General features: G+C 61.2%; 21 protein-coding genes and 2 pseudogenes. 8 read left to right on the forward strand and 15 right to left on the reverse strand.

Annotated elements, in window-relative coordinates:
- Window positions 1–96: 96 nt before the first annotated feature.
- Window positions 97–825, reverse strand: a complete 729-nt coding sequence (locus HJC00_RS25730; protein WP_221164795.1) for an endonuclease/exonuclease/phosphatase family protein — start codon at window positions 823–825, stop codon at window positions 97–99.
- A gap of 124 nt (window positions 826–949) precedes the next feature.
- Here HJC00_RS25730 and HJC00_RS25735 point away from each other — a divergent pair, with 124 nt between their 5' ends.
- A complete protein-coding gene (locus tag HJC00_RS25735; RefSeq protein ID WP_210631869.1) occupies window positions 950–1,909 on the forward strand; it encodes a lysylphosphatidylglycerol synthase domain-containing protein in 960 nt (319 codons plus the stop codon).
- Here HJC00_RS25735 and HJC00_RS25740 read toward each other — a convergent pair.
- Window positions 1,856–3,391 (reverse strand): phospholipase D-like domain-containing protein, encoded by a 1,536-nt coding sequence (locus tag HJC00_RS25740; protein ID WP_221164796.1) that lies wholly within the window; start codon window positions 3,389–3,391, stop codon window positions 1,856–1,858. The genes HJC00_RS25735 and HJC00_RS25740 overlap by 54 nt on opposite strands.
- Before the next feature lie 108 nt (window positions 3,392–3,499).
- On the opposite strand from HJC00_RS25740, the gene HJC00_RS25745 reads away from it, so the two are divergent.
- Window positions 3,500–4,750: a DUF763 domain-containing protein gene (locus tag HJC00_RS25745; RefSeq protein ID WP_221147402.1), complete on the forward strand. Its 1,251-nt coding sequence runs from the start codon at window positions 3,500–3,502 to the stop codon at window positions 4,748–4,750.
- Between the two features lie 75 nt (window positions 4,751–4,825).
- On the opposite strand, the gene HJC00_RS25750 is transcribed toward HJC00_RS25745, so the two are convergent.
- The 8 genes and pseudogenes from HJC00_RS25750 to HJC00_RS25785 form a co-directional block, all read right to left on the reverse strand.
- The gene (locus tag HJC00_RS25750) at window positions 4,826–5,818 is read right to left on the reverse strand and encodes a DUF4105 domain-containing protein (RefSeq protein WP_259672317.1); all 993 of its coding nucleotides are present in this window, start codon (window positions 5,816–5,818) and stop codon (window positions 4,826–4,828) included.
- 369 nt (window positions 5,819–6,187) lie between these two features.
- Window positions 6,188–7,105, reverse strand: coding sequence for a DMT family transporter (locus tag HJC00_RS25755; protein WP_221164798.1), 918 nt, complete (start codon window positions 7,103–7,105; stop codon window positions 6,188–6,190).
- Window positions 7,106–7,328: 223 nt separating this feature from the next.
- Entirely contained in the window at window positions 7,329–8,423 is a 1,095-nt protein-coding gene (locus HJC00_RS33055) for a hypothetical protein (RefSeq protein ID WP_221164808.1), read from the reverse strand.
- Window positions 8,424–8,603: 180 nt separating this feature from the next.
- Window positions 8,604–8,872: pseudogene (locus tag HJC00_RS25765) on the reverse strand (ABC transporter substrate-binding protein); the annotation flags it as partial.
- Window positions 8,873–8,917: 45 nt separating this feature from the next.
- Window positions 8,918–9,862: a dihydrodipicolinate synthase family protein gene (locus HJC00_RS25770; RefSeq protein ID WP_221164799.1), complete on the reverse strand. Its 945-nt coding sequence runs from the start codon at window positions 9,860–9,862 to the stop codon at window positions 8,918–8,920.
- 33 nt (window positions 9,863–9,895) lie between these two features.
- On the reverse strand, window positions 9,896–10,771 hold the full coding sequence (locus tag HJC00_RS25775) for an SMP-30/gluconolactonase/LRE family protein (RefSeq protein ID WP_221147406.1): 876 nt from the start codon (window positions 10,769–10,771) through the stop codon (window positions 9,896–9,898).
- On the reverse strand, window positions 10,768–11,598 hold the full coding sequence (locus HJC00_RS25780; RefSeq protein WP_221147407.1) for an NAD(P)-dependent oxidoreductase: 831 nt from the start codon (window positions 11,596–11,598) through the stop codon (window positions 10,768–10,770). Before HJC00_RS25780 ends, HJC00_RS25775 begins: the two co-directional genes overlap by 4 nt.
- Window positions 11,599–11,619: 21 nt before the next feature.
- Entirely contained in the window at window positions 11,620–12,333 is a 714-nt protein-coding gene (locus tag HJC00_RS25785; RefSeq protein ID WP_210631877.1) for a FadR/GntR family transcriptional regulator, read from the reverse strand.
- Between the two features lie 371 nt (window positions 12,334–12,704).
- On the opposite strand from HJC00_RS25785, the gene HJC00_RS25790 reads away from it, so the two are divergent.
- The 6 genes from HJC00_RS25790 to HJC00_RS25815 all read left to right on the forward strand — a co-directional run bounded on the left by HJC00_RS25790 (window position 12,705) and on the right by HJC00_RS25815 (window position 21,018).
- Entirely contained in the window at window positions 12,705–14,642 is a 1,938-nt protein-coding gene (locus HJC00_RS25790; protein WP_221164800.1) for an ABC transporter substrate-binding protein, read from the forward strand.
- Window positions 14,643–14,757: 115 nt separating this feature from the next.
- Window positions 14,758–15,744, forward strand: a complete 987-nt coding sequence (locus HJC00_RS25795; protein ID WP_221164801.1) for an ABC transporter permease — start codon at window positions 14,758–14,760, stop codon at window positions 15,742–15,744.
- A 9-nt stretch (window positions 15,745–15,753) separates the two neighbouring features.
- On the forward strand, window positions 15,754–16,875 hold the full coding sequence (locus HJC00_RS25800) for an ABC transporter permease (protein ID WP_210631880.1): 1,122 nt from the start codon (window positions 15,754–15,756) through the stop codon (window positions 16,873–16,875).
- Between the two features lie 7 nt (window positions 16,876–16,882).
- Window positions 16,883–18,604, forward strand: a complete 1,722-nt coding sequence (locus tag HJC00_RS25805; RefSeq protein ID WP_221147410.1) for an ABC transporter ATP-binding protein — start codon at window positions 16,883–16,885, stop codon at window positions 18,602–18,604.
- Entirely contained in the window at window positions 18,601–19,818 is a 1,218-nt protein-coding gene (locus tag HJC00_RS25810; protein ID WP_221155892.1) for a mandelate racemase/muconate lactonizing enzyme family protein, read from the forward strand. Before HJC00_RS25805 ends, HJC00_RS25810 begins: the two co-directional genes overlap by 4 nt.
- A 12-nt stretch (window positions 19,819–19,830) precedes the next feature.
- Window positions 19,831–21,018 carry a mandelate racemase/muconate lactonizing enzyme family protein gene (locus tag HJC00_RS25815; RefSeq protein ID WP_221147424.1) on the forward strand — a complete coding sequence of 396 codons (1,188 nt, stop codon included), beginning with the start codon at window positions 19,831–19,833 and terminating at the stop codon, window positions 21,016–21,018.
- Between the two features lie 105 nt (window positions 21,019–21,123).
- Here the strand turns inward: HJC00_RS25815 and HJC00_RS25820 are convergent, their stop codons facing one another.
- The 5 genes and pseudogenes from HJC00_RS25820 to HJC00_RS25840 all read right to left on the reverse strand — a co-directional run bounded on the left by HJC00_RS25820 (window position 21,124) and on the right by HJC00_RS25840 (window position 24,253).
- A complete protein-coding gene (locus HJC00_RS25820) occupies window positions 21,124–21,696 on the reverse strand; it encodes an NADPH-dependent FMN reductase (protein WP_210631883.1) in 573 nt (190 codons plus the stop codon).
- A gap of 82 nt (window positions 21,697–21,778) precedes the next feature.
- Window positions 21,779–22,439 (reverse strand): annotated as a pseudogene (locus HJC00_RS25825) (nitroreductase).
- 205 nt (window positions 22,440–22,644) lie between these two features.
- The gene (locus HJC00_RS25830; RefSeq protein ID WP_210631884.1) at window positions 22,645–22,998 is read right to left on the reverse strand and encodes a helix-turn-helix transcriptional regulator; all 354 of its coding nucleotides are present in this window, start codon (window positions 22,996–22,998) and stop codon (window positions 22,645–22,647) included.
- A 183-nt stretch (window positions 22,999–23,181) separates the two neighbouring features.
- Window positions 23,182–23,874 carry a response regulator transcription factor gene (locus HJC00_RS25835; RefSeq protein WP_210631885.1) on the reverse strand — a complete coding sequence of 231 codons (693 nt, stop codon included), beginning with the start codon at window positions 23,872–23,874 and terminating at the stop codon, window positions 23,182–23,184.
- A gap of 1 nt (window position 23,875) precedes the next feature.
- The gene (locus tag HJC00_RS25840) at window positions 23,876–24,253 is read right to left on the reverse strand and encodes a response regulator (protein WP_210631886.1); all 378 of its coding nucleotides are present in this window, start codon (window positions 24,251–24,253) and stop codon (window positions 23,876–23,878) included.
- Between the last annotated feature and the right edge of the window lies 1 nt (window position 24,254).

The following is a 24,254-nucleotide window of genomic DNA, read 5'->3' on the forward strand; positions in this document are numbered from 1 at the left end:
CATAACGCCTAACTCGTGAAATATTCGTTTCAATGTCGCTATGGGTGACGTTGAATGCCGTTTTCTGCCGGAGACTCCATCGCCGCTGGCGAATGATCAGGCGAAACTGATCTCTGCAAGAAGAGGGAGGTGGTCGGAGGCGACCCTCGTCAGCCGGCTTTGGAGCACTATTGCCCGTTGGACGACCAGGTCATCGGTGACGAAGATGTGGTCGAGACGCATCAGCGGATAGCGGGAGGGGAAGGTCGCTCTCGGCGCCTCGCTGCCTGCGAGCTGGGCGTCGGTCAATGAGCGCGCGGCAAGCCGGTAAGTCGCCGATGACGGAATGGCGTTGAAATCGCCGCAGAGAACGCTTGGAACCGGTTCGTCCGACGGACCGCGCAGCCAGCCGGAATTCAAGAGCGTCGTCATCTGCCGAATGCGCTCGCGCCCTCGAAGGCCGAGATGAGTATTGACAACGAGCAACTTCCTGTCGCCGAGTAATATTTCGACGGACAACGCGCCCCTCGCTTCGCCGATGGAGGGCAGCGGACCGGCCTTGACCGCGCCGGTTGGCAACGCGGTGATGATTGCATCGCCATATTGCTCCTCGGCAATCGACAGCGCAGGGTGAAAATGAGCCTGCATCTTTAGAAGGGAAGCGATTGCATGGGCCTGGTCGACGCCGCCGGTCCTGCGCCTGAGGACGTCGACCTCCTGCAGGGCGACAATGTCGGCTTCAGCCTCGGCGATGACCGAAGCGATCCGCCCGGGGTCGAGCTTCCGGTCGTTGCCGATGCAGCTGTGAACGTTATAAGTTAGGAGTTTGATCGATCTATCCGGCATAGGTCCGCTGAAGCTGATCTCCCCTCGAGAGACGGGACTCGTTCTCCCCCAGGGGAACACAGAACTCTTTTGATCGTTCCAAATGATCGAGCCGTGGGGCTCGCACTTCGGAAACGGACAATCGATGAATCTGAAAACCATAATCTGGAATGGACTGCTCGTTGCCGCCCTTTGCGTCGCGGGCTTTCTTCTCTATCGGATTTTCCGCCAGTACAGCCTGGAGCAGATCGTCCAATCGGTCCGCGGCATACCGTTTGCGACCTTCGCCACCGCGTTGCTCTTCGCGGCGGCATCGTATCTATGCCTCAGCTGTTTCGACCTGCTGGCGATCCGTTCCCTTGGCAAATCCCTGTCTTACCGGAGGGTCTTGCTCGCCTCATTCATCAGCCTTTCGCTCGGTCACAATATTGGCTTTGCAGGTCTGAGTAGCGGCGCCTTCCGCTATCGTTATTATTCCCGCTGGGGACTGACGACGGAGGACGTGGCGAAGATCATCCTGTTCTGCGGTGTCACAGTGGGGCTCGGCCTCATCACGCTCGGCGGCCTTGCCCTGATCGTCAATCCCGCTGACGCGGCACGTCTGCTGCGTCTCGATGCGGCAAGCACCCGGGTGTTCGGGCTGCTGGCTCTGACCGTGCCGGCCGTCTACGCGGGGTTGGCGTTCTTCATCCGCGGCAAGCTGCGGCTGTGGCGGTGGTCGTTTCAACTGCCGCGCTTTCCGATCGCGGTGGCGCAGGTAGGCGTCGGGACGATCAACTTCATGCTGGTGTCCGCCTGCCTGCACCAGATGCTCGCGACCTTCGGCGACGTTGCCTTCTTCCGCTCCGTCACGGCTTACGTGCTCGCCAATTCGGCGATCCTGGCAACCCATGTCCCCGGCGGCCTCGGCGTGCTGGAGGCGACCGTCTCCTACGCCGTGCCGCAGCAGGCCTCGATCGGCGCGCTGATCGCTTTCCGCTGCGCTTATTTCTTCATCCCGCTGACGCTGGGCACGACACTTCTCCTCATCAGCGAATTCATCTTCCGGCGGTCACGCAGTGCCGGCGAACAGGCGGAGGAGCGCGCCGAGGCCCAGTCGGTGTAGGAGCAGAAAGGGCCGGCTGGGGTCGACGATCGCCGTACCTGTGATCGGCGAGACTTTGCCTGACAGTTCGACGGCAAATTCCCTGAGGCCGCGAGCCCCCTGGTTTAGCGCGTCGATCGCCTCGATCATCGAACCGCGTTGCGCGTAGGCAGCCGCGAAAGCCTCGGGAGCCGCTCCGAGATATTCCGCGAGAAGCCGATTGTACAGCTCCGCGATCGCGCGGCGATGCTCGCCGGTTTCAGCCTCGAACAGCAGATCGCATTCTGAATCAAGCCCTTCCGAGCGATTGTTGAGATTGGAAGAGCCGATGCGGACCAGTTCGTCGTCGGCGATTATCAATTTCGAATGGATGAGCACCTCGACCTCGCTGTCTGCCTGCGCCGACTGCCCGGGCGCCTCAGGCCCTGGCACTTTCGGCCCGGGCACGACGGGGTAACAGACCCGCAGGCGGTTGGCGCGATCGGCGCGTTTGAGGCGGCGGATGACACGGTCGCGATTGCTGCCCATGACGAGCTTTTCGATCAGCCCGTGAGAACTGCGCGTGCAGATGACGACCACCTCGGGCCCGTCCTCCTCCTGCAACCGTGCGGCAATGGCGTCGGCGACGCGGAAGGAGGCGAGATATTGCGCCTCGATATAGAGTTGACGCCGCGCTCGGGCGATGATCTCCAGGGTCGATGCGATGCCGTCGCCGATACCGGTGCGCCAGGTGGTTTCCGGCTCCGTGAGGGCGAAACCGACCGGGATGTCTTGCAGCGATATCGAGAGATCGTCTGGCCAGGCGAAGGACAGGCTGCCGGCAAGTGGCAGATGCTTTTCGCCGGTGGCGTTTTCCCAGCGCCGCCTGGCGATATCGCCGATCAGCCGGGCGGCATCGCCCGTAACCATCGCCTGCACGTCGTGCAGCGGATCGTAGGGGGCACCGTCGGGGTCGCGCCGCAGCTTGTCCTTGGCGTGATGGCGCCTGGTATCCCATCGCCGCGACGTCATGTCTATACCGCCGATGAAGGCGACCGCGTCGTCGATGCAGACGAGTTTCTGATGATGACAGCCGCGCAACGCGTCCTGAAGATCGAAACGCAGATCGATCCTGGCATTCTTGGGGAAATTCTTCTTCCGAAGTAGATCTATCGATTTGTCCGAGTAGATCGGCCCGAGCGCCCAAATAAGAATGCGTATTTCGAGTTCGGGATTTTCCGCCGCCAGCGCGTGCAGCAGGTCCGCCAAGGTTTCGTCCGACTTCTCGGGCTCCAATCGAATATTGGGATGGAAGTCCCATCCGATGATCCACACATTGCGGCGGGCCTGCCGCAACGCCCTTGAAACTTCGGCAAAATATTTGTTGCCGTTGATTAGAAAGGCGGCTTTTTCCGCGCGTCCCTGGAGCCGAAATGCCGCACTCCCCTCTTTTTCGCCTCCCCGATGTTGCGCTTTTGTTCGGGTCAGGTAAGGTTGATCGGAAATGGTTTCGAATGCGGTCATGTTTGCCTCGGCCGTTTTGACTGAAAACAAACGCCTGGAAATTCACCGGGTTCCCGATCCCGGCCGTCGCCGCACAGCGGGTCGAACAGCGAGGATATAGGAAACGAGATGTCACAACGGGCAGGCAGCGCCGATCTTCCCCTTCACGGGGGACGTGTGCCGCATTGGCTCGGCGACAGGATGACCCGGTTGGGAACGCTGATCACCGAGGCGATCGTTCATCACTACGGCCGCGACGAATTTCTGCGCCGGCTTGCCCACCCTTTCTGGTTCCAGTCCTTCGGCGCGGTCATGGGCATGGATTGGCATTCCTCCGGCATTACGACAAGTGTTCTCGGTGCGTTGAAGCGCGGGCTGAAGCCGCGCGCCGGCGAGCTCGGCCTGCATGTCTGCGGCGGCCGAGGCGCGCATTCGCGCAAGACCCCGCAAGAGCTGGTCTCGATCGGCGAGCGCGTCGGCCTCGACGGGGAGGGGCTGGCGACGACGAGCCGGCTCATCGCCAAGGTCGACAGCGCCGCGCTGCAGGACGGCTTCGACCTCTATCTGCACGGCTTCATCGTCGCCGATGACGGTCATTGGGTAGTGGTGCAGCAGGGCATGAATGGCGACCGGCGGCAGGCCCGGCGTTATCACTGGCTCTCCGAAGGACTCGAAAGTTTCGTCGACTCGCCGCATGCGGCAATTGAAGGCAGAAGTCAGGGCGAAATTGTCAATCTCGCCGATAAACGCGCCGAGCGCTCACGGCGTGGTCAGCTCGACCTCTTGGCAACGCTCGGCCCCGACAGGATCATCCGTGAGGCGGCCGCGCTGATGCGTGCGGAGGAGCCGGCGCCCGAACCTGCCGAACAGCCGATGCTGCCGCATTTGGTCATGCCCACTCATCATGATGTCCGCGAGAGCGATGTCCACATGCGGCGCCTGCATGGAAATATGGCGGCTGCGGCGGACCGCGGACCGGTGGACTTTCAGGAGTTGCTCCTCGTTCCAGGTGTCGGCGCCCGCACGGTGAAGGCGCTGGCGATGGTGGCGGAAGTGATACACGGCGCGCCCTGCCGTTTTTCTGACCCGGCACGCTTCTCCATCGCCCACGGCGGCAAGGATCGACATCCCTTCCCGGTGCCGCTCAAGGTCTATGACGAAACGATCGACGTGATGAAATCGGCGGTGCGCAAGGGCAGGCTCGGGCGCGAGGAGGAACTGCAGGCGCTGAAGCGCCTGGACGATCAATCCCGGCAGATGGAACGCTATGTCACGGGTCCCGATCTCAAGGAGATCATCGCCGGCGAATTCCGCCAATCCGCCGATTTCGGCGGCCGCAGCGTCTTCGGCTGGGAGCCGCCGCCCGGGGATGAGGATTAGGTCATGACGGCGAATGTGTCAGCCATTTCGGGCGGCATCGTGCCATCGATTCGGAGTTTCAGGCCGATGCGCTGTTCAATCGCCCGGTGAAGGCACACCCTCGCGGATCTCTTTCGAAAATTCCTCGGAGGCGGCGGCACCCTTTGCCCGTGCGGTGATACGCGCCGCCGCTTTCAATTCCTCAAAAGGCAGCTTCATATCGAGCGCTTTCCGGTCATAGGCGAATTCCGGAAGGTAACCGTTCACGATCAGCCGCCAATCAAACGGAAATGTAGCGCCGACGGCCCGCATCATTTTAGCGGCAGTCGTGGTGCAGTTGGTGGTGAGCGAGTTGTAGAAGCGCGGGTGTTCGGCGAGCGTGTTCGCATCGCTCACATATTGCAGGAGAAGCCGAGCGGCATTGGCCGGCGGAACGCGCATGCGAAAAAGCTGAACGTCCTCGCCGCGTATGTTGGATCGGACAAGAATGACGTCGCTTTCGGTGGCCGCGATAATGACGAGGGGATTGCTTTTGAAGAGGTCGCCGATCGGAGAGAATTTACCCCCGGCCGTCCTCCGCACCTCGATCGACCATGCCAGGTATTGGTAGTCATCGAACCCGAAACTCAGGATCATGTGCGCCATCTCAGGCCCTGACCAATAGGACATGAACAAATCGAGGCTCCTGAGCTTGCTCAGGTCGTAGGTGCGCGACTCCCATTTCTCCACAAAACCGCCATCCGTTTTCCAGGCGAAATTTCTGACATTGGTCAGCGTGAGGATGTTGCCGTCGACCGTGCCTGTCACCTGCCTGGCGACGTCTCCCGCCCAGTCGGCCGTCACTGGCGGCTTTATTGAGGTCCACCAAACGGCGATGCCTGCAAAACATAGGACGAACGGAAGGACAACCATGGGGCGTGGCTTCCAGATTATGGAAACTGCCGCGGCAACACCGACCAACGCGAGGACTCCTGCTGCGACCTCTCGGACCAGCACGGAAACGGGCAGACGATAGAATAGCGCGAGAGAGGCCCATATGGTCGCCAGCAGAAACGCTAGACAGAAGACAGCCTTTGCAGCCCGAAACAATATCCGAACGAGCAGGGGCGCTTGCCGCCGTCCGCGGCCTGAATATCTTGACGCACTTTGGCTGTTGTTGAAACTCATGACGCCTTCCTATCCTTGTTGAAGGTCAATCGATGATTTCGGTGTCCCAGTCATGTGACGAGGGCCGAGAAGGCGTATTTATCCGGAGACGCGGCTCCCGTGACGAGGGGATGGCGAACAATTTGTCTTGAACTGAGGACGCTTGTCCAGTCCGCATCGGACAAAGCCAAGAGTCTTACGAGCAAACGACAGTCGAATATATCCGGGCGATATGTCCGTGCCATTCGGAGCAGCGCCAGCAAGAGTAGATCCTTACGGGCAAGACGCATTCCTGAATGCCGATGCGGTTCGTCAATGGCCGTCCGGGGGGACGGCCTCCGCCGGCACCGTCTCCTTCAGGTTCTTCCGGTGGAAGATGAACAGGCCGGCAAAGACGATGATTGCGGCGCCGACGACGATCTGCATATCGGGAATATCGTTGAAGAAGATATAGCCCAGCACGATTGCCCAGAGCAGCAGCGTATATTGCAGCGGCGCCAGCAGCGATGCTGGCGCGAGCTTCAGCGAGCGGGTGATCAGCAGATGCGCGCAGGTGGCGACGATGCCGAGCAGCAGCATGCCGGCCCAATCGATCGATGTTGCCGGCTGCCAGTGGCCGATGCTGAGTACGATGCCGGTGGCAAGCGCCGCAACCGTCTGCCATGTCACCAGCGTCGTGTCGCTGGTCGAGCGGAGATAGCGGCTCATCACCAACGATAGGGCAAAGGCCAAACTGCCGGCGAGGCCGAAAAGCGAGGGAAGCGACAGCATTGCCGTCGACGGACGCAACGCGATGACGACGCCGGCAAAACCGACCAGAACGGCGAGCCAACGGCGCCAGCCGATCTTTTCCCCGAGAAAGAAATGCGAGAGCGCCGCAATGTAGATCGGCCCGGCCATGTAGAAGGTCATGACATCGGCGAGCGGCAGATAGGCGACGGCGGCGTAGAACAGCGCGACATCGCCGGTCGCCATGATGACCCGCATGAACTGCAAGCTTTTCTGCTCGACGCGGAAGAGCGCCAGCGGTCCCTGCCGCAGGATCATCGGCCCGAGCAGGATGAAAGCGCCGACCGAACGGATCACCAACACCTGACCGACGGCAAAGCTCGTCACCAGCCACTTGCCCATCGCATCGTTCAGCGCAAACAGCAGATCGCCGAGAAGCATCAGCACGACGCCCGTCATGATCAGGTTTCCGGCATTGGCGACGGTCGCCTTCGTCTTCATTCCTCATATCCTCGCAAAAACGGCCGCGCATGCACGGCCGAGTGCGTGCGGCTTCGGCCTTAACGCGGCCGATGTCAACGATCAGTTTGAAACACCTGCGTTGAATTTCACATGGGTGATAGGGTGAGCGACTGTGCCCTAGCGCAAGCCCGACGGCGCGCTGTTTTTTCTCGGCTTCGTCACTTCCGTCGAGTTGAGCGTAAACGCGGCGATCTGACCGCCTTCAGTATTTCCAGCTTGTATAGTCGCCCGCAACGCATCCGAAGGGAGCGCGATCTTGGCCGAACCGCTTCCGCAATTGAAGGCACCCCCATTTGTTCAACGGCGTCGGCATGAGATTGTTGATGTCCATCCCCGGCGACTGGAAAGGTGTGCTGGCACTGGTCACGTACCAAAGCCAGAAACCGATGAAGCCGGCGAGGATCAAGAGGAGGGTGCCAAAAAACAGCCGCAGCCGCGCGCCGACCGACATTGTCTTCCCGCGCTTGCCGATCAAGACCGGCACAGTCTGTCCACCGCCGTGCTGTGCGAATGGCGCAAGCGCAATCTTTCGCTCGTCATCCGTCAGCCCGATACGTTGCAGACGATCATCCAGAAGCACTGGCAGCGCTGTCCTGCCATGCCGGACCGCCAAGCCCACGGCTTTGCCGTTTGCCACCCCCACAATCAAAGGCTCCTGACCTTCCTTCATCTGGGTGTAGGCTGATCGACCTGTCCGATCGTTGGCGATCTTGTCATTGTAGGTAACGGAAAGAGTGTTGCGCTTGCGATCGAACGCAGCAATTTCCACCAGTATGGTATCCAAGAACGCCGGTTGGCGCAGTTGCCGTTTAACACGCCAGATCCGCAACGCCTGGAACAGTGTTCCAAGGCTCATGCCGCCAAGAAACAGGGCAAATACGGTGAGGGTTATGATCCGGTTCCAGAGCTTGTCCAGACCGAGGCTCATTGTCGCCAATTCCGGATGGTCGGCCGAGATCACCACGCCGGTTTCATAATCGCCGGTATGAAAATCGACGAACATCACTTGGACTTCCGTGTCGTAGTTGCGTCCGTCGTAACTGTAGACGAGGCGCGCCTCACAGTCCGTAAAGAAGACCTTGCGTGTCGTGCATCTCCCATTTTGGACGTCACCATTCTCAAGGGTCAACGGATTTTGGCTGACCTGAAAATCCCTGATGACGCCGGGCGCTTGCCAAGTGACCATAAACACCGCCAGTGCCGCGATGAAGGGAGTGGCCCAGAAGTAAGCCCGCGGCGTGGAGATCACATCAGGTGTAAGCGATAAAGGGCGGCTGGGAAGAACGAGCGCAGGCACGGGGGAGGACGCCTTTCGAGTATTCGAGCTGAGAAATACGCCGGATAGGAATTTTGATCGAAGCGGGTGACAGCTTCGCAGTAATGTTCGCACTGATACATTGTGCGCCGGCCAAATGTCACTCTGGTTGTCTCGCGAGACCGGCACATCTTCACATAAAACTGGGGGTGTCATGGGTCGTGCGCTGGCGGACCATCGAGGGACGGTTTTCGTCGCCAGCATCGGTTTCAGGGTCTTGAGGTCATCAGGCGACAGCTGCACGAGATTGTCGTGGAGGTTCGAGATCAGCTCGGACACCGTGCGGGCGTTGTTCTGAGCCGGATCGAGCGTGCGGATACCTGTCAGATTCGTCCCGATTAACAGCATGCTGGCGGCGATGCCGCCAGCCTCGGCTGCGCCGCCATCAGCGCGCCTGTCATTGCGATCGTCGTCAGTAGCTGTTTCAGCATCTCAAGACCTCCCAATCCTGTTGCTTGCGGGAATGATGTTTCGAATTAGCCGGCCGTCTTCACGTCCTGGCGGTCCGTTTGGATATCGCCCTCGGCCTCCCAGCCTCGAAGCAGCCGATGCAGCTCGTCGCGATCCTGCGCGTCGAGCCGCGGCAATCCTGGCACGCGTACCGGGCCGACATCGAGGCCGCAATAGGTGACGGCCTCTTTGACGACGGTGACGTTCGCGCCGTTGCGGAACTTGGTGCGCATCCGCTCGAAGGGTTCGAGCTTGTTGACGATTGCTCTCGCCCCGGCGAAGTCGCCTTTCTCAAGCGCTTCATGGACGGCGAGCGACAGCTTCGGCGCGACGTTGACGAGGCCCGAGGTGAAGCCGCGCGCCCCGGCCGCGGTGAATGTCGGCGCCCAGCTCTCCGCCAGGCCGCACACGAACAACGCGCCTTTGGGATCGGCGGCGGGGATCGCCCGCGACAGCAACATCAGATCAGTCGTGGCGAACTTGATGCCAGCAATATTGCCGTGATTGGCGAGGCGGACGATCTCGGCGACGCTGAAACCCTCGGCCCTGACGTAAGCGACGAGCGGCAGAGTGGATGCATCGGCGAGATTGCAGAAATAATCGATCTGGGCCGATGGTGCCGCGAAGGGATCGACCGGCTGATGCGACATGACCGCGGAGGCGCCGAGCGCGGCCGCATCCCTGGCCATGCCGATCGCTTCGCGCAGCGACCGGCCGATCGCCGCCGTCACCGGCGCCCGGCTATCCACACCCGATACCGCCGCCTCGTGGACGATCCGGATCTCTTGCGGCGTCAGGGCATAAAATTCTCCGGTATTGCCGGCCGCGACGATGTTGTGAATGCCGGCCGCGGCCACCCGCGCATAGACCTTCGCGGTAATCCGGGGCTCGACTTCGCCCCCGGCATCATAAGCCGTGACGGGAACGCCCGACACGCCCCTAAGCGCCTTGCGCATGATCGCGATGCTCATTTTTCTCCCCCGTTGGCTCTTCTTCAGTGATCGTCAGCCGAACCGGAAGGGCGGCAGCCCCTCCGCATCGACATCGAAGGCAATGACCGTCCCCGCCTCGAGACGTCCGGTGCGGTCGCTCGACAGGCTCGTGACGTAGAGGGTGCTGAGATCAGGGCCTCCGAAACACGGCATTGTCGGTGCTGCGACCGGCAGAATGTAGATTTCAACGATTTCGCCGTCGGCCGATATTCTGTTCAGGCGGCCGGCGGAGACGCCGGCGCTCCAGTAGAAACCGTCGCGATCGGTGGTCGCTCCGTCCGGCCGGCCTTGTTCTTCGGTGAAACTGCGAAGGCGGCGTCCCCCGCCGAGTTCGCCCGTCTCGGGATTGAAATCGAAGGCTTGCAGAAAACACTGCCGGCTGTCGGAGTGATACATCCGCCGGCCGTCCGGCGACCAGGCAAGGCCGTTGGAACTCGTCAGCCCCGTTGCGACGGTCCGCGTGCTGCCGTCGGCGCCGACACTGAAGAGCGCCGCATCATTCACCTGCGGCTTGGCCTCGCTGATCGAGCCGACCCAGAAGCGGCCGTCCGGCCCGACCTTGCCGTCGTTGAGGCGGCCGATCATCTCTCGTCCCACGGGATCGCACAAAAATTCAAGCTGGCGGGAGACGGGATCGAAGAGATGCACGCCCGTCTGGAGTCCGACGACGATCCTGCCGTCGCGGCATAGTCCGAGGCAGCCGATCGCGGAAGGCATGTCGAAGTGGTCGGCTTTGCCTTCGGCCGAGAGCCGGACGAGCGCCGGCGCCAGGATATCGACGAGCCAGAGCGCGCCGGTCTCCTCGTCCCATACCGGCGATTCACCGACCGTCAGCGGTTGCTGCAGGACAGGACGGATCTTCGGCTCAACGATGCGGGGTGCCGTCACGAGACTGTCTCCGGATCTTTGACGAGGCCTTCGGCATCGCGCATGCGGATGCTGCCATCGTGATTGAATTCGCAGAAGCCGCCGCCCTGGAATGCAAGGGCGACCCGTCCTTCCGCGCCGTTCTCGATATGGGCGTGATCACGCGGCCGGTCCTGCGGCTGGTAGCCAAGCCGCGTCGCCAGATCGTTGTCCCACCATTTCGTGTCGGTATCGGAAACGCCATAAACGACGGTCGCGGCGATCTGCGGATGGGTGAGGCCGATCCGCACCAATTGCGCCAGATCCCGGGCGCTGATCCAGATTGCGATCGTGCGTTCGCTGTTGGGATAGGTGCCGGCATTGCCGATGCGGATGGATAGGGAGCGAATGCCCGACGTATCGTAATAGAGTCCCGCCACCAGTTCGCCCCAGCATTTGGAAAGCCCGTAGGGGCTGTCCGGTCGCATGGGATCGAGCGGTGAAATGACCTCGCCGCGGGGATAAAAGCCGGTCGCATGGTTACTGGAAGCGTAGACCATCCTCTCGACCTTGTTGATCCGGGCGGCCTCATAGAGATTGTAGGTGCCGAGGACATTAGCCTGCAAAATAGCGTTCATATCGACGCCGCTGGCGATGCCGGCGAGATGAACGACGCCGTCGACGCCGCGCAAAGCGGCCGTTACCTCTTCGAGCTTTGACAGATCGGCGCGGACGAAGCTTTCATTTCCGGCCAGGTCCACAGGCTCGCGAATATCGATCAAGCGGACATGCTCCGCATGCTGCCGGAGGAACGGGCGCAACAGCGTCCCGACACGTCCGGCGGCACCCGTTATGGCGATCCGTCTCATCGTCCTTCCTCCCATTGTCGCTCAAACCCCCTGGAACATGCGGGCGCGCGCATTCAGTATGTGTCTCTTCATCGCGTCGTGCGCTTCGATTTCCCGACGTGCGAAGATCGCCTCTACGATGACCGCATGCTCGTCCTGAACGCTGCGGATCTGCTCCGGAGTCCGTTTCAGGCTCAGGCTTCGCGTTACGGAATGGCCGATGGCGAAATGCGGCTTGAACCATTCACGCACGGTGATGTGAAACTGATTTCCCGTCGCCATCGCGATCGCGTCGTGCAGGGCCTGGTCTTCGTCGGCGCCGAGTTCGCCGTTCCTCAAACATTGTTCGATTGCAAGAAGCGCCTCAGTGATCCGCTCCTTGTCGGCCGGCTGCCAGTTTCGCGCGGCAAGCTCCGCAGCTTCGGCCTCGAGGCCGGCGCGGAATTCGAAGAACCGCTGGACATCGGCAAGCGAGCCGACCGGGACCATTTTCAGCATCGACGAATCCGGCCGCTGCCGGACATAGGAGCCAGAGCCCTTGCGGGAAACGACGAGGCCATCGGCTCTCAGGCGTTCGAGCGCTTCGCGCACGACGGGTCTCGATGCGCCGAAATCGGCTGCAAGCCTGGTCTCCGACGGCAGCCGCTCGTTGACAGGGAAATTGCCGTCCGCGATCATCCCCACGATCTTCTCGTAGATGATGTCGCTGAAGCGCGTTGCGCCCCGGTTCGAAACGGCATCAAGTGCAAACGTCATTATCGCTCTTTTCTCCCCCGCCAAGTGGCAAATTCGCCCCGTCGGCTCTTCGCCCGGCGAGCAGAAGCCGGATATGCCTTCTCGACCATGCGCCGGGATGGCGCCGCGCCGTCACCGGCCGCGATGCGGCCTGTATACAGCTTCTGACAGATCTGTCTTCTTTCTCTATCCAACGCAGGATTGCCAACGGCTTGGCGTTGTGTCTGATACGGCATGTGCTATCGAATCTGTAATTATCTGTCAACTCTTGTAATCATTTGAGAACGTGTCTATGGTTTCGTTCCAGCGCCGAGGAGGGCGCAAAACGGCAGGTCGGGAGCCCGCCGCACCAGCCGGGACAAGCCTGTGCCGGCATAAAAGGGGAGGAATCGATGCCCAATGAAATTCTGTCTCGCGGTGTCACCCGCCGCGCCGTTCTCGGCGGCATGGCTGGTGCTGCAGCACTGTCCATCGCCGGTCGCGCCTTCGCCGCCGGCGGCGAAGCGCCTGCGCTGGCGCAACTGGTCAAGGACGGCAAATTGCCGCCGCTGGCCGAGCGCCTGCCGAAGAAGCCGATGGTGGTAACGCCGTTCGAGAAGGTCGGCACCTATGGCGGCACGTTGCGCCGCGGCCTGCGCGGTTCATCCGACCATAACGGCATCCTGCGCATGGTCGGCAACCAGAGCCTCGTGCGCTGGAATCTGGAATTCACCGCCGTGCAGCCGAACCTTGCCGAGCGCTGGGAAGTCAGCGACGACGCAACGCAATTCACCTTCCATCTGATCGAAGGCGTGCGCTGGTCAGACGGTCATCCCTTTACCGCCGACGACGTCGTTTTCGCGATCGAAGACTGCGTCAAGAACACCGAACTCTACAGCTCGACACCGGCGCAGCTTGCTGTCGCCGGCAAGCCGGTCACCGTCGAGAAGATCGACGATTATACGGTGAAGTTCACCTTTGCGGCGGCGAACGCGCTTTACCTCGAAAATCTCGCCACGCCGCTCGGCCAGCATCCGACGCTCTTCCCGAAGCATTACTGCAGCCAGTTCCTGCCGAAATACAATCCCAATATCGAGGCCGATGCGAAGAAGGCGGGCGTCACCAGCTGGACGGAGCTCTTCCGCAGCCGCTGCGGTGACATCGAGATCCCGACACGCTGGGGCAATGTCGACAAGCCGACCCTCGATCCCTGGGTCGTCAGTGAGCCTTATGTCGGCGGCGCCACGCGCGTCGTCATGGCCCGGAACCCCTATTTCTGGCAGGTCGATACGGCAGGCAACCAGCTTCCCTACATCGATGAGATCAATTTCGGCATTTCCCAGGACGTCGAATCGCTGATGCTGAACGTCATCTCGGGCAAGATCGATATTCAGGAACGTCACATCAGCGTGCTGGCCAACAAGCCGACGCTTTCCCAGAACATGCAGAAGGGTGATTATCGCCTGCTGACGCTCGTGCCTTCGGCCTCGCAGCAGTGCCAGATCTACTTCAACATCACCCACAAAGATCCTGCCATGCGCAAGATGTTTGCGGACAAGTCATTCCGGCAGGCGCTCTCGATCGGCATCAATCGCCCGGAGCTTATCGATATCGTCTATTTCGGGCAGAGCGAGCCCTACCAGGCCGGGCCGCGTCCGACCCATCCGTGGTATCATGAGAAATATGCGCGCCAATTCACCGAATATGACGCCGATAAAGCAGGCGCGATGCTTGATCAGGCCGGTTATAAGAAGGGGCCGGACGGCTTTCGCGTTCGGCCCGACGGTCAGAAGGTGTTCTTCTCGGTCGACGTCATTCCGACGCTTTATCCCGATCTCGTCGATGCCCTGGAGCTGGTCAAGACGCATTGGTCGCAGATCGGCATCGACATGAAGGTCAATACGATCGAGCGGGCCCTCTATTATACCCGCGGCGACGATAATGCCCATGATGCGCAGGTGTGGCCGGGGCCGGGTGGTCTCGATCCGATGCTTGACCCGCGCGATTTCTTCGCTTTCCATCCGCAGGGTTCGCGTTACGCCATTCCGTGGACGCTCTGGTATACGTCTAACGGCGCGCGCGGCGAGGAGCCGCCGGAAAGCCAGAAGAAGCGCATGAAGCTGTTCGACGAAGCACGTTCGACGGCCGATCTCGACAAACGCGGCGCGATCATGAAGCAGATCTTCGACATCGCCGCGGAGGAATTCGAGACCGTCGGACTTTGCCTCGCCGTTGGCGGCTTCGGCATCATCCGCAATAATCTGCGCAATGTTCCCGAGAAGCAGCCGGATAGCTGGTCCTGGCCCAATCCGGGACCTGCGATGCCGCAGCAGTTCACCTTCACGAGCTGATTTTGATCGAGCGCCGTACCGACGGTACGGCGCTTTCTTCGGTTCGCCTTCCGATGCCTTGCCGGCGATGAGAGCCGGTTAGCCCCGAGGGCGGTACTCAATGCAAGAGGCGCCCATGCTGGTCTTTATCGCCAAACGTTTGCTGTGGATGATTCCATCGTTCTTTGCCGTCAGCTTCCTCGCTTTCGTGCTGATCCAGCTGCCGCCGGGCGATTACGTCACGACCTATATTGCGACGCTGGCGGCTTCCAACGAGATCGTCGATCAGAACACCGCGGCACAATTGCGTGAACGCTTCGGACTCGATGACCCGATGCTCATCCAATATTTCAAATGGATCTGGGGCATCCTCTCGCGCGGCGATTTCGGCATTTCCTTCGAATGGCAGCAGCCGGTGTCGGATCTGATCTGGGAGCGCATGGCGCTGACCCTGGTTCTCGCTCTTTCGACATTGATCGCCACCTGGGCGATTGCCCTGCCGATCGGCGTCTTTTCCGCGGTGCGCAAATACTCGATCGGCGACTATTTCTTCACCGCCTTCACCTTCTTCGGTCTGGCCGTTCCGTCCTTCCTCCTGGCGCTGGTGCTGATGTATATCGCAGCGGTCGAATTCGGCCAGGACGTCGGTGGATTGTTTTCGCCACAATATGAGAATGCGCCCTGGAGCTTTGCCAAGATGGGCGATCTCTTCTCGCATCTCTGGCTTCCCGTCGTCATCCTTGCCGTCTCCTCGACGGCGAGCCTCATCCGCGTCATGCGCGCAAACATGCTCGACGAGCTGCCGAAGCCTTACGTGACGACGGCACGGGCAAAGGGGCTCTCGGAATTCCGCCTGCTGATGAAATATCCGATGATGATCGCGCTCAATCCGTTCATCTCGACGATTGCCTGGCTACTGCCCAATCTCATCTCCGGCTCGGTCGTCGTCGCCATCGTCCTCAACCTGCCGACGGCCGCCCCCTTGCTGCTGCAGGCACTGATGGCCCAGGACATGTATCTGGCCGGCGCCTTCGTTCTGCTGATTTGCGCGCTGACGCTGATAGGCTCTCTGATCAGCGACATTCTGCTTGCGCTGGTCGATCCCCGCATCCGGTTGGAATAGGAGCCTGATATGGCCGACATCGCCGTTACAAACATTCAGCCGGATCGCGCCGCCGTCGCATCGCAGTGGCAGCTGATCTGGTGGGCTTTTCGCCGCCACAAACTGGCCATGGTGGCGCTCGTCGTCACCGTGATGATGTACATCGTTGCCCTGGTTCCGGGCTTCTTCACCATCAACGATCCGAACCTGCAAAATGCGCGGGCGACCTTCCACCCGCCGCAGAAATTGCATCTGATCGATACCGAGAACGGATTTTCCTTCGGTCCGCACTATTATCCGATGAAGCTGAGCCGCGATCCGGAAACGCTCGCCGCCATCTTCAAGGAAGACACGACGAAGCGCGTCGACGTCCAGTTCTTCGGGCGCGGCTATGAATATTCCGTGTTTGGCCTGTTCAAGACCAACATCCATCTGATCGCCTCGCCCGACAAGACGACGCCGTTGCTTCTCTTCGGCGCCGACCGGCTGGGGCGCGATGTTTTCAGCCGGACGGTTCAGGGTTCGCAGGTCTCGCTGTCGATCGGCCTCGTCGGCGTCTTCCTGTCATTGATGCTCGGTATCGTGATCGGCGGCATCTCGGGATATTACGGCGGCCGCATCGATTTCTTCATGCAGCGTGTAATCGACTTCGTGCTGTCGCTGCCGACGATACCGATCTGGCTCGCCATGGCTGCCGCCCTGCCGCAGGATTGGCCGGCGACGCTGCAATATATGATGATCACGATCATCCTGTCGCTGACCGGCTGGGCCCAGCTTGCCCGCGTCGTTCGCGGCCGCTTCCTATCCCTGCGAACCGAGGAATTCGTCGCGGCCGCCAGACTGGATGGCGTTCGTGAAGGCCGCATCATCTTTCGCCACATGCTGCCGAGCTTTGCGAGCCATATCATTGCTTCGATCACCCTCGCAGTGCCGGCGATGATCCTGGCTGAAACCTCTCTGTCCTTCCTCGGCCTCGGGCTGCAGCCGCCGACCATTTCCTGGGGCGTGCTGCTGCGCGAGGCCCAGAACATTCGCTCGATCGCCACGGCGCCCTGGCTCTTCCTGCCGGGCTGCGCGGTCGTGGTCGCCGTCATGGCGCTCAATCTCCTCGGCGACGGTCTGCGCGACGCGGCCGATCCCTACAACAAATGAGGCCGGCATGACCGACATCGTTCCCATTGCCGGCAGGCCGCTGCTCGAGGTGAAAAACCTCACCGTCGAGTTCCCCCTGCGCACCGGCGTCTTTCGCGCCGTCAGCGACCTGTCCTTTACAATCGAGCCGGGCAAGACGCTCTGCGTGGTGGGTGAAAGCGGATCCGGAAAGTCGGTGACGGCGCGCTCGATCCTGCAGATTGTCGACGCGCCCGGCCGGATCGCCGGCGGTTCGATCACATTGAACCACCCGAAGGGCGGCTCCATAGATCTGACCAGCCTCAATCCGCGCGGGCGCCAGATTCGGGCGATCCGCGGCCGCGATATCGCGATGATCTTCCAGGAGCCGATGTCGTCGCTGTCGCCCATCCACACCGTCGGCAACCAGATCATCGAGGCGCTTCGCCTCCACACCAGGATGAGCAAGGGGGAAGCGCGCGCCGAAGCCATATCGCTGCTCAAACAGGTGGAAATTCCCGCGCCTGAAAAGGCGTTGGATCGATATGCCTTTCAATATTCCGGCGGCATGCGTCAGCGCGCGATGATCGCCATGGCCCTCGCCTGCAGGCCGCAGTTGCTGATCGCCGACGAGCCGACCACGGCGCTTGATGTGACGACGCAGGCCGAAATTCTCGACCTGATCGCCCGGCTGCAGAAGGCCAACGGCATGGCCGTTCTCTTCATCACGCATGATATGGGCGTCGTGGCGCAGATCGCCGATGATGTTTTGGTCATGCATAACGGCGTCGCCAAGGAATATGCGCCGGTCGAGCAGATCTTTCACGCCCCGAAAGACGATTATACCCGCATGTTGATTGGCTCGGTGCTGAAGCTGGAGCAGAAGGCCGAGATTCGCCTGGCGCGGGCGCCGCTCGATCGGACGGCGGCGCCAATCCTGGAATTGCGTAATCTTTCGATGGATTTCGGCGAGGTAAAAGCACTCGACGACGTCTCCATTTCGCTGTTGCCCGGTGAGACACTCGGCATCGTCGGCGAAAGCGGATCCGGCAAGACGACGATGGGCCGCTCGATCATGCGGCTGCTCGATCCCACCGCCGGCGAAATCCTCTATCGCCGCGCCGATGGCGGCATCATCGACCTGGCAACGGCAAAAGGGCAGACGCTTGCTGCCGCGCGCCGCGAATTGCGCATGGTGTTCCAGGATCCCTTCGGCTCCCTCAATCCACGCATGACCGTCTCCCAGATCATCGGTGAACCCTTGCTCGTCAACGGCATCGCCAAGGGGAGGGCGCTCGACGAGCGCGTCTGCCACCTGATGGAGCAGGTCGGCCTCGATCCGAGGGCGCGCGAACGCTACCCGCATGCCTTCTCCGGCGGCCAGCGCCAGCGCATCGGCATCGCCCGCGCCATCACCCTCAATCCGCGGGTCATCGTTGCCGATGAGGCGACCTCGGCGCTCGACGTCTCCGTGCGCTCGCAGGTGCTCGATCTCCTGATGCGCCTGCAGGACGAACTCGGCCTCGCCTATATCTTCATCAGCCATGATATCGGCGTGATCCGCTATATGTGCGACCGCGTCGGCGTCATGTATAAGGGTCAGCTCGTCGAAATCGGTGAGGCGGAGAAGGTCTGCCGCACGCCCGAGCATGCTTACACGCAAGCGCTGATATCGGCCATTCCGCGCCCCGATCCACGTGACCGCGACCGTTCGCGGCGCTTCCGCTATATCGCTCCCGACACTCTCAAGAACGGGAGCGCTCAGCGATGAGGATCACCGGCATAAGAACATTTCTCATGCACGCCGGTCAGCCAGACCCTTCGAAATGGGCCTCGGATGAGCGGTCGGGAGACGGTGCATCCACGCAGCTGCGGGGCACGAGAAATTGGCTGTTTTTGAAGATCGACACCGATGAAGGCATCACCGGCATCGGCGAATGCTCCGGCTGGCCGCGGGTGATCGAGACGGCGATCCATGATCTGGCGCCTCTCCTGATCGGCGAAGATCCCGCCCATATCGAACGTCTGTGGCAGAAGTTGCATATCGCAATGATGGGTCACGGCATGCTCGGCACCGTCGGAGGCGGCGCGATGACCGGCATCGACATGGCGCTCTGGGACATCAAGGGCAAGGCGCTCGGCGTGCCGGTCTGGATGTTGCTCGGCGGCAAGGTGCGCGACAAGATCCCGATCTATTCGCATGCCAATACGCCCGAACGCGCGCTTGCGGTCAAACAGCGCGGCATAAAGGCGATCAAGTGCGGTGGCGTGGCCGATCCGGTTCGCAAGGTCGCAGCACTGCGCGAGGCGGTCGGCGACGATATGGACGTCGCCATCGACCTGCACGGGCCGCCATGGCTGACCCCTGCGGACGCCTGCCGCCTGGTGCGGGCGCTCGAACCCTATGAGCTGATGTGGGTGGAAGATCCGATCGCGCCCGACAATCTCGAAGGCTACCAGCGCATTCGCGACGCCGCTCATGTGCCGCTTGCCGCCGGCGAACGTTCGGCGACCATCTTTGGCGAGCGCGAGCTCATCGAAAGAGAGCTGGTCGACGTAATTCAGCCCGATACCGGCCGAGCCGGCGGCATCACCCAGATGAAGAAGATCGCGGCCATGGCCGAAGCCCATCATATCCAGATGGCACCGCATTCAGGCTCGCTCGGACCGGTGGCGGAATATGCAGCCTTGCATCTGTTGGCCGCCATTCCGAACGCGCTCATCCTCGAGCGGCTCGACGATGACTGGGACGGCCGCCGCCAGACGATCGTGCCGCATCCAGAGCAGGTGGACGGGATGATCACCGTTCCCGACGCCCCCGGGCTTGGCTGCGATATCGACGAGGAATTCGTCGCCCGCTTTCCGAGCGGCGGCAACGTCTCCGTTCCCGTGCCGGAGGCCGCCGGTTCCTACAATCCCGGAACCTACGACGAGCATCTCTACGTGCAGACGCGCGTGGCGCGCCGCAGTTATTTCAATCGCTAGAAGGACAGAATGATGAAGATCGACCGCATGCGGGTGTTCATGACCCGCGACAAGGACCGACCCCGCGTGATCGTCGCGCTCGATACCGACGACGGCCTGACGGGCTGGGGCGAATGCTACAATCACGGCCCCGATAAGGCGCTGCCGCCGCTGCTCGATTATCTCTACGGCTTTCTCTCCGGCCAGGACCCGACACGCGTCGATTATCTCGTCAACCTGCTGATCCAGCAAAGCCGCTTCCCGCCGGGTGCACTCGGCCTTGCCGCGATTTCCGCGCTCGACCATTGCCTGTGGGATTTGGCGGCCAAGGCCGCGAATGTCCCGGTCTACAAGCTGCTGGGGGGCGAGGTCCGCGACCGCATCAAGGTCTATGCCGGGGTCTATACCGCCCCCGACGCGCCCGCCGCCCGCGACGAGTTCGATCGCCTCAAGGAGGAATGGGGCTTCACCGCCTTCAAACTCAGCCCCTGGCGTATCGACATGCATGCCCATCGCTGGGGCAATGTCGTAAAAGCCTCGGCCGACTATTTCCGCTCGCTTCGCGAGACGGTCAATGACGAATACGAGATTGCCTTCGATGCTCATGCCAAGATTTTCGAACCGATCGCCGCAAGGCAACTCGGCAATGCGCTGGCGCCCTATGATCCGCTGTTCTACGAAGAGCCGCTGCGTCCAGAGAACATCGAGGCCTGGGGCGACCTGAAACAGGGGCTCAACTGCGTCCTGGCCACCGGCGAGTCGCTCTATAACAGGAACGAATTCCTGCGGCTGCTGCAGGTCAAGGGCGCCGACCTGATCCAGCCCGACATTTGCGTCGTTGGCGGCATCAGCGAAATGCGCCGCATCGCCACGCTTGCCGAAGCCTATTTCGTCGGCATTGCTCCACACAACCCGATGGGGCCGCTGGCAACGGCGGTCAATGTGCATTTTTCGGCCGCGGCCCAGAATTTCCGCATCCTCGAATACCGGCTGCCAAAAGGCCAGGCCTATGTCTATGGCGGCCTCGACATCGAGAAGCGGCAGGGGGAAACCCGCTATGTCGTCGACCCCTATCTGCCGAAGGATGGCCATCTCGAACTGCGCCCCGACCGGCCGGGCTGGGGCGTCGAAATGGACGAGAAGGCAATGCAGGAGGAAGGCTATATCCATTGGCAACGGCGCGTGCCGAAGCGGCCGGACGGCTCTTATGCCTTCGCCTGAGGGCTTCACACACTAATCGGAGCTGGCCGCCGGATGACGCGGCCGCTCCTGCGCGGCGACGTTTGCAGGCATTGCAGGAACATCGCCATCCCATTCCAAGCGCCTCTAGGCGTCTTTCGGCAACACTGAGCGAACCCTCGCGATGAAGACGTGGAAGTCCTGCATGAACGTTCGAAGGAAATCGGCGGTGCTGGCGTTCGTGACCTCGCCGTCATCAGTAATCAGCCCCGGCGTGAATTGGATGTAGGCTTCTGGAGCATTCATCTGCGGAGAGTTGCAGAAACTGAGCACGCTGCGCAAATTCTGCTGGGCGACGGCTGTGCCTATAGCGCCCGGCGACGTGCCGATCACCGCCGACGGCTTGCGTGTGAACGAGTTGGTCCCGTAAGGGCGGCTCGCCCAGTCGATTGCGTTTTTCAGCCCGCCGGGGATGGATCGATTATATTCGGGCGTCACGAACAGTACTGCGTCGACGGCCGCGATTGCCGCCTTGAATGCTCTGCCGGCCGGAGGGTAGTCGGCGTCGTAATCGTAGCTATAGAGTGGCAGGTCCTTGAAGGAGATCTCTGACATTTCAAGTTCCGGCGGGGCGACGCGCACCAACGCCTTGGCGAGCTTGCGGTTGATCGAGCCCTTGGCGAGGCTGCCGATAAGATAGCCTACTTTATGCGTGGTCATGGCGTTCTCCAGTATCCCGCATGATAAGGGACCATCATACGCGGAATTCTCGACGGGGTCTCTGTCCTTTGAGTGCAAGCAACTATTCGTCGATGAACGTGACCGTTTCGGCCAGCGGGGCGCGGCCCGTACGGGCGTAACCGCAGGGTCTTCGTAGCCGATCGACATGCCGCAGAAGAGGATCAGCCCATCGGGCGGCGACAGGACCTCGGCGACCGTCTCGCGCACCTGCGACCACGCCATCTGCGGGCAACTGTGCAGTCCTTCGGCGCGGAGCAGCAACATGACCGTCTGCAGATACATGCCGACGTCGGCCTCATTGGGGCAGACCCAGGTCACGGTCGATTTAGCAGGACAGGGCGACGGGCGCGCCGAAGCAATTCCAGTTGGCGATTGCTGCCCGCTGGCGCGCCTCCCAGTCCTCGCGCAATGCCGAGCGCGCTGTAGCGCTCCTTGCCGAAGGCGGAGCGGCGCTCGTCGTAGGGGGGCTTCAGCACCGACGGATACATCTCATACTGCCGCTTGTCCCAGGCGTCGCCATGGGCAACGCGCTCGACGGCTGACGTCTTGAGTTCGGCCAGCGGCGCACCGGTCATCACGTAGGTATTCCACGGCTGGATGTTCGATCCTGACGGCGACCAGGCAGCGGCGGCCAGCACGCGCTCAAGTATCTCCATCGCCACAGGCTGGTCCCTGAATCCGCGCACCGACCGTCGGCTTGTGACTGCCTCATATACGTCCATGATCGCCTCCGTGCGCCGGGCCGTTCGTTCCGTTTCTGATGTGGTTCATTATCTCCATTCGCAATGGAGGCGTAATCACACCGTGGTCTAGGAGGCGTACATCAAACGAACATCAAACGTACATCAGCGATCGACGGGTCGAGGCGCATGTCAGCAGAATTGAAGACCAATCATGAGCGGCAAGGTCAGCGTTCCGCCATTGGAGTTAGGCGCCGACGGCTCGAGCACGTTCTGCCGCCGTACGGCGATGCGATCCGAAGATGTCCGCGAGCGTATCGAGCATTGCCCTGACCCCTTCAGATTGAAGTGAATAGTAGATCGTCTGCGCAGCCCTTCGCGTCTGCACGAGTTCCTGGTCTCGAAGAATTGCCAGATGCTGAGACGTCGAAGATTGGCTCAATCCCACTTCGTCAGCCAGGACGGTTACGGACATTTCTCCTTCGCTCAACAGATGCAGAATGTGAAGCCGTTTGGAATTCCCGATAGCCGACAGGAAGTTTGCTTCGGTGTCGAAGGCATTGGTTTTAGGGGAAGGCGCGACTGACGATTGATTGTTCAAGGCGAGATCTCCTTTGGGGAACCAAAGCCGGGCACGATGTCATATCCCCGAACTTTAATTTAGAGATAACGCAAGCGTGCGGGGTCGGAACCCATTGCCGGCGCCGCATCGTCTTTTTTGGCGTGAATCGGATACGGCGTGCATCAAATGGACAGCCGGCGTTCTTGGCTCCTTGATTAAAAGCTAACGCGCCCCAGCCTGACGCATCTGCGCCGGCAATGTTTCCCAGGCCCGGATCAGTTCGCCGATTGAGGCGGCCTCCATCTTGTGCATGACATTGCTGCGATGCAGCTTGACCGTCACCTCGCTGATGCCGAGATCGAAGGCGATCTGCTTGTTGAGGCGTCCGCGTGCCACTTCGTGCAGAACCTCGCGCTCGCGCTGCGTCAGCGTCTCCAGCCGTTCGATATTGCGATTGGCGATCGCCGCTTCCGCCCGTCGTTCGCCGTCCATTGAAATAGCGGCGGTCACGGCATCAAGCAGCGTCTGATCCCGCGCCGGCTTGGTGAGGAAATCCACGGCGCCGGCTTTCATCGCCTGGACGGTCATCGGGATATCGCCATGGCCGGTCAGGAAGATGATCGGCTTGGCAATGCCGTTCTCAGCCAGATGGCTCTGCAGGTGGAGACCGCTTGCCCCCGGCATGCGCACATCGAGGATCAGGCAGCCGGGTCTGTCCAAAACATCCGCATCGAGCAGTTCGCGGGTAGAAGCAAAGCTAATCGGCTGAAAACCGGCCGACAGGATCAGCTCCGACAGCGCCTCGCGAATGGATGCGTCGTCGTCCACGATCATGACGAGCGGCTGATCCTCTTCACATTCACGCTGCGCTGAAAAAGGCGCCGATCTACGAACGAACGGCTGGTCAACCCTCATGTCACCCTCCATCTCTCGATTTGTGTAAGGCATGGGCGATGGCCGCGATCAGGGCCTGGGCATCGAATGGCTTGCGGAAGAATCCGCCGGCGCCTTGAGCGCGGCCCTGATCCGCGATCTCGTGGCGGCCCGTGATCAGGAAAACCGGCAGCTCCGGACGTGATTTCCTGACGAGATCACGAAGCTCGAAGCCGTCTATGCCGGGCATTCCGATGTCGGTGATGAGCAGATCCAGGTCCGACAGCCCATTGACGAGCAGCGAGCCTGCCGACGAGAAGCCGCGGGCGACATAGCCCGCCGATTCCAGAAGGTCACTCATCGATTCGAGGAGTCTTGGATCGTCATCGACAATTGCCACGACATGTCTTGTCTTGTTCATG

The sequence above is a fragment of the Rhizobium sp. NLR22b genome (assembly GCF_019685295.1).
Taxonomy (GTDB): domain Bacteria; phylum Pseudomonadota; class Alphaproteobacteria; order Rhizobiales; family Rhizobiaceae; genus Rhizobium.

Bases quoted from the DNA above. Each gene is read 5' to 3' on its own strand.
- HJC00_RS25815 (WP_221147424.1), top strand. From the start codon at position 19,831: ATGAAGATCGACCGCATGCGGGTGTTCATGACCCGCGACAAGGACCGA.
- HJC00_RS25740 (WP_221164796.1), bottom strand. From the start codon at position 3,391: ATGACCGCATTCGAAACCATTTCCGATCAACCTTACCTGACCCGAACA.
- HJC00_RS25755 (WP_221164798.1), bottom strand. From the start codon at position 7,105: ATGAAGACGAAGGCGACCGTCGCCAATGCCGGAAACCTGATCATGACG.
- HJC00_RS25820 (WP_210631883.1), bottom strand. From the start codon at position 21,696: ATGACCACGCATAAAGTAGGCTATCTTATCGGCAGCCTCGCCAAGGGC.
- HJC00_RS25795 (WP_221164801.1), top strand. From the start codon at position 14,758: ATGCTGGTCTTTATCGCCAAACGTTTGCTGTGGATGATTCCATCGTTC.
- HJC00_RS25735 (WP_210631869.1), top strand. From the start codon at position 950: ATGAATCTGAAAACCATAATCTGGAATGGACTGCTCGTTGCCGCCCTT.
- HJC00_RS25785 (WP_210631877.1), bottom strand. From the start codon at position 12,333: ATGACGTTTGCACTTGATGCCGTTTCGAACCGGGGCGCAACGCGCTTC.
- HJC00_RS25790 (WP_221164800.1), top strand. From the start codon at position 12,705: ATGCCCAATGAAATTCTGTCTCGCGGTGTCACCCGCCGCGCCGTTCTC.
- HJC00_RS25770 (WP_221164799.1), bottom strand. From the start codon at position 9,862: ATGAGCATCGCGATCATGCGCAAGGCGCTTAGGGGCGTGTCGGGCGTT.
- HJC00_RS25780 (WP_221147407.1), bottom strand. From the start codon at position 11,598: ATGAGACGGATCGCCATAACGGGTGCCGCCGGACGTGTCGGGACGCTG.
- HJC00_RS25840 (WP_210631886.1), bottom strand. From the start codon at position 24,253: ATGAACAAGACAAGACATGTCGTGGCAATTGTCGATGACGATCCAAGA.
- HJC00_RS25810 (WP_221155892.1), top strand. From the start codon at position 18,601: ATGAGGATCACCGGCATAAGAACATTTCTCATGCACGCCGGTCAGCCA.
- HJC00_RS25730 (WP_221164795.1), bottom strand. From the start codon at position 825: ATGCCGGATAGATCGATCAAACTCCTAACTTATAACGTTCACAGCTGC.
- HJC00_RS25800 (WP_210631880.1), top strand. From the start codon at position 15,754: ATGGCCGACATCGCCGTTACAAACATTCAGCCGGATCGCGCCGCCGTC.
- HJC00_RS25805 (WP_221147410.1), top strand. From the start codon at position 16,883: ATGACCGACATCGTTCCCATTGCCGGCAGGCCGCTGCTCGAGGTGAAA.
- HJC00_RS25835 (WP_210631885.1), bottom strand. From the start codon at position 23,874: ATGAGGGTTGACCAGCCGTTCGTTCGTAGATCGGCGCCTTTTTCAGCG.
- HJC00_RS25745 (WP_221147402.1), top strand. From the start codon at position 3,500: ATGTCACAACGGGCAGGCAGCGCCGATCTTCCCCTTCACGGGGGACGT.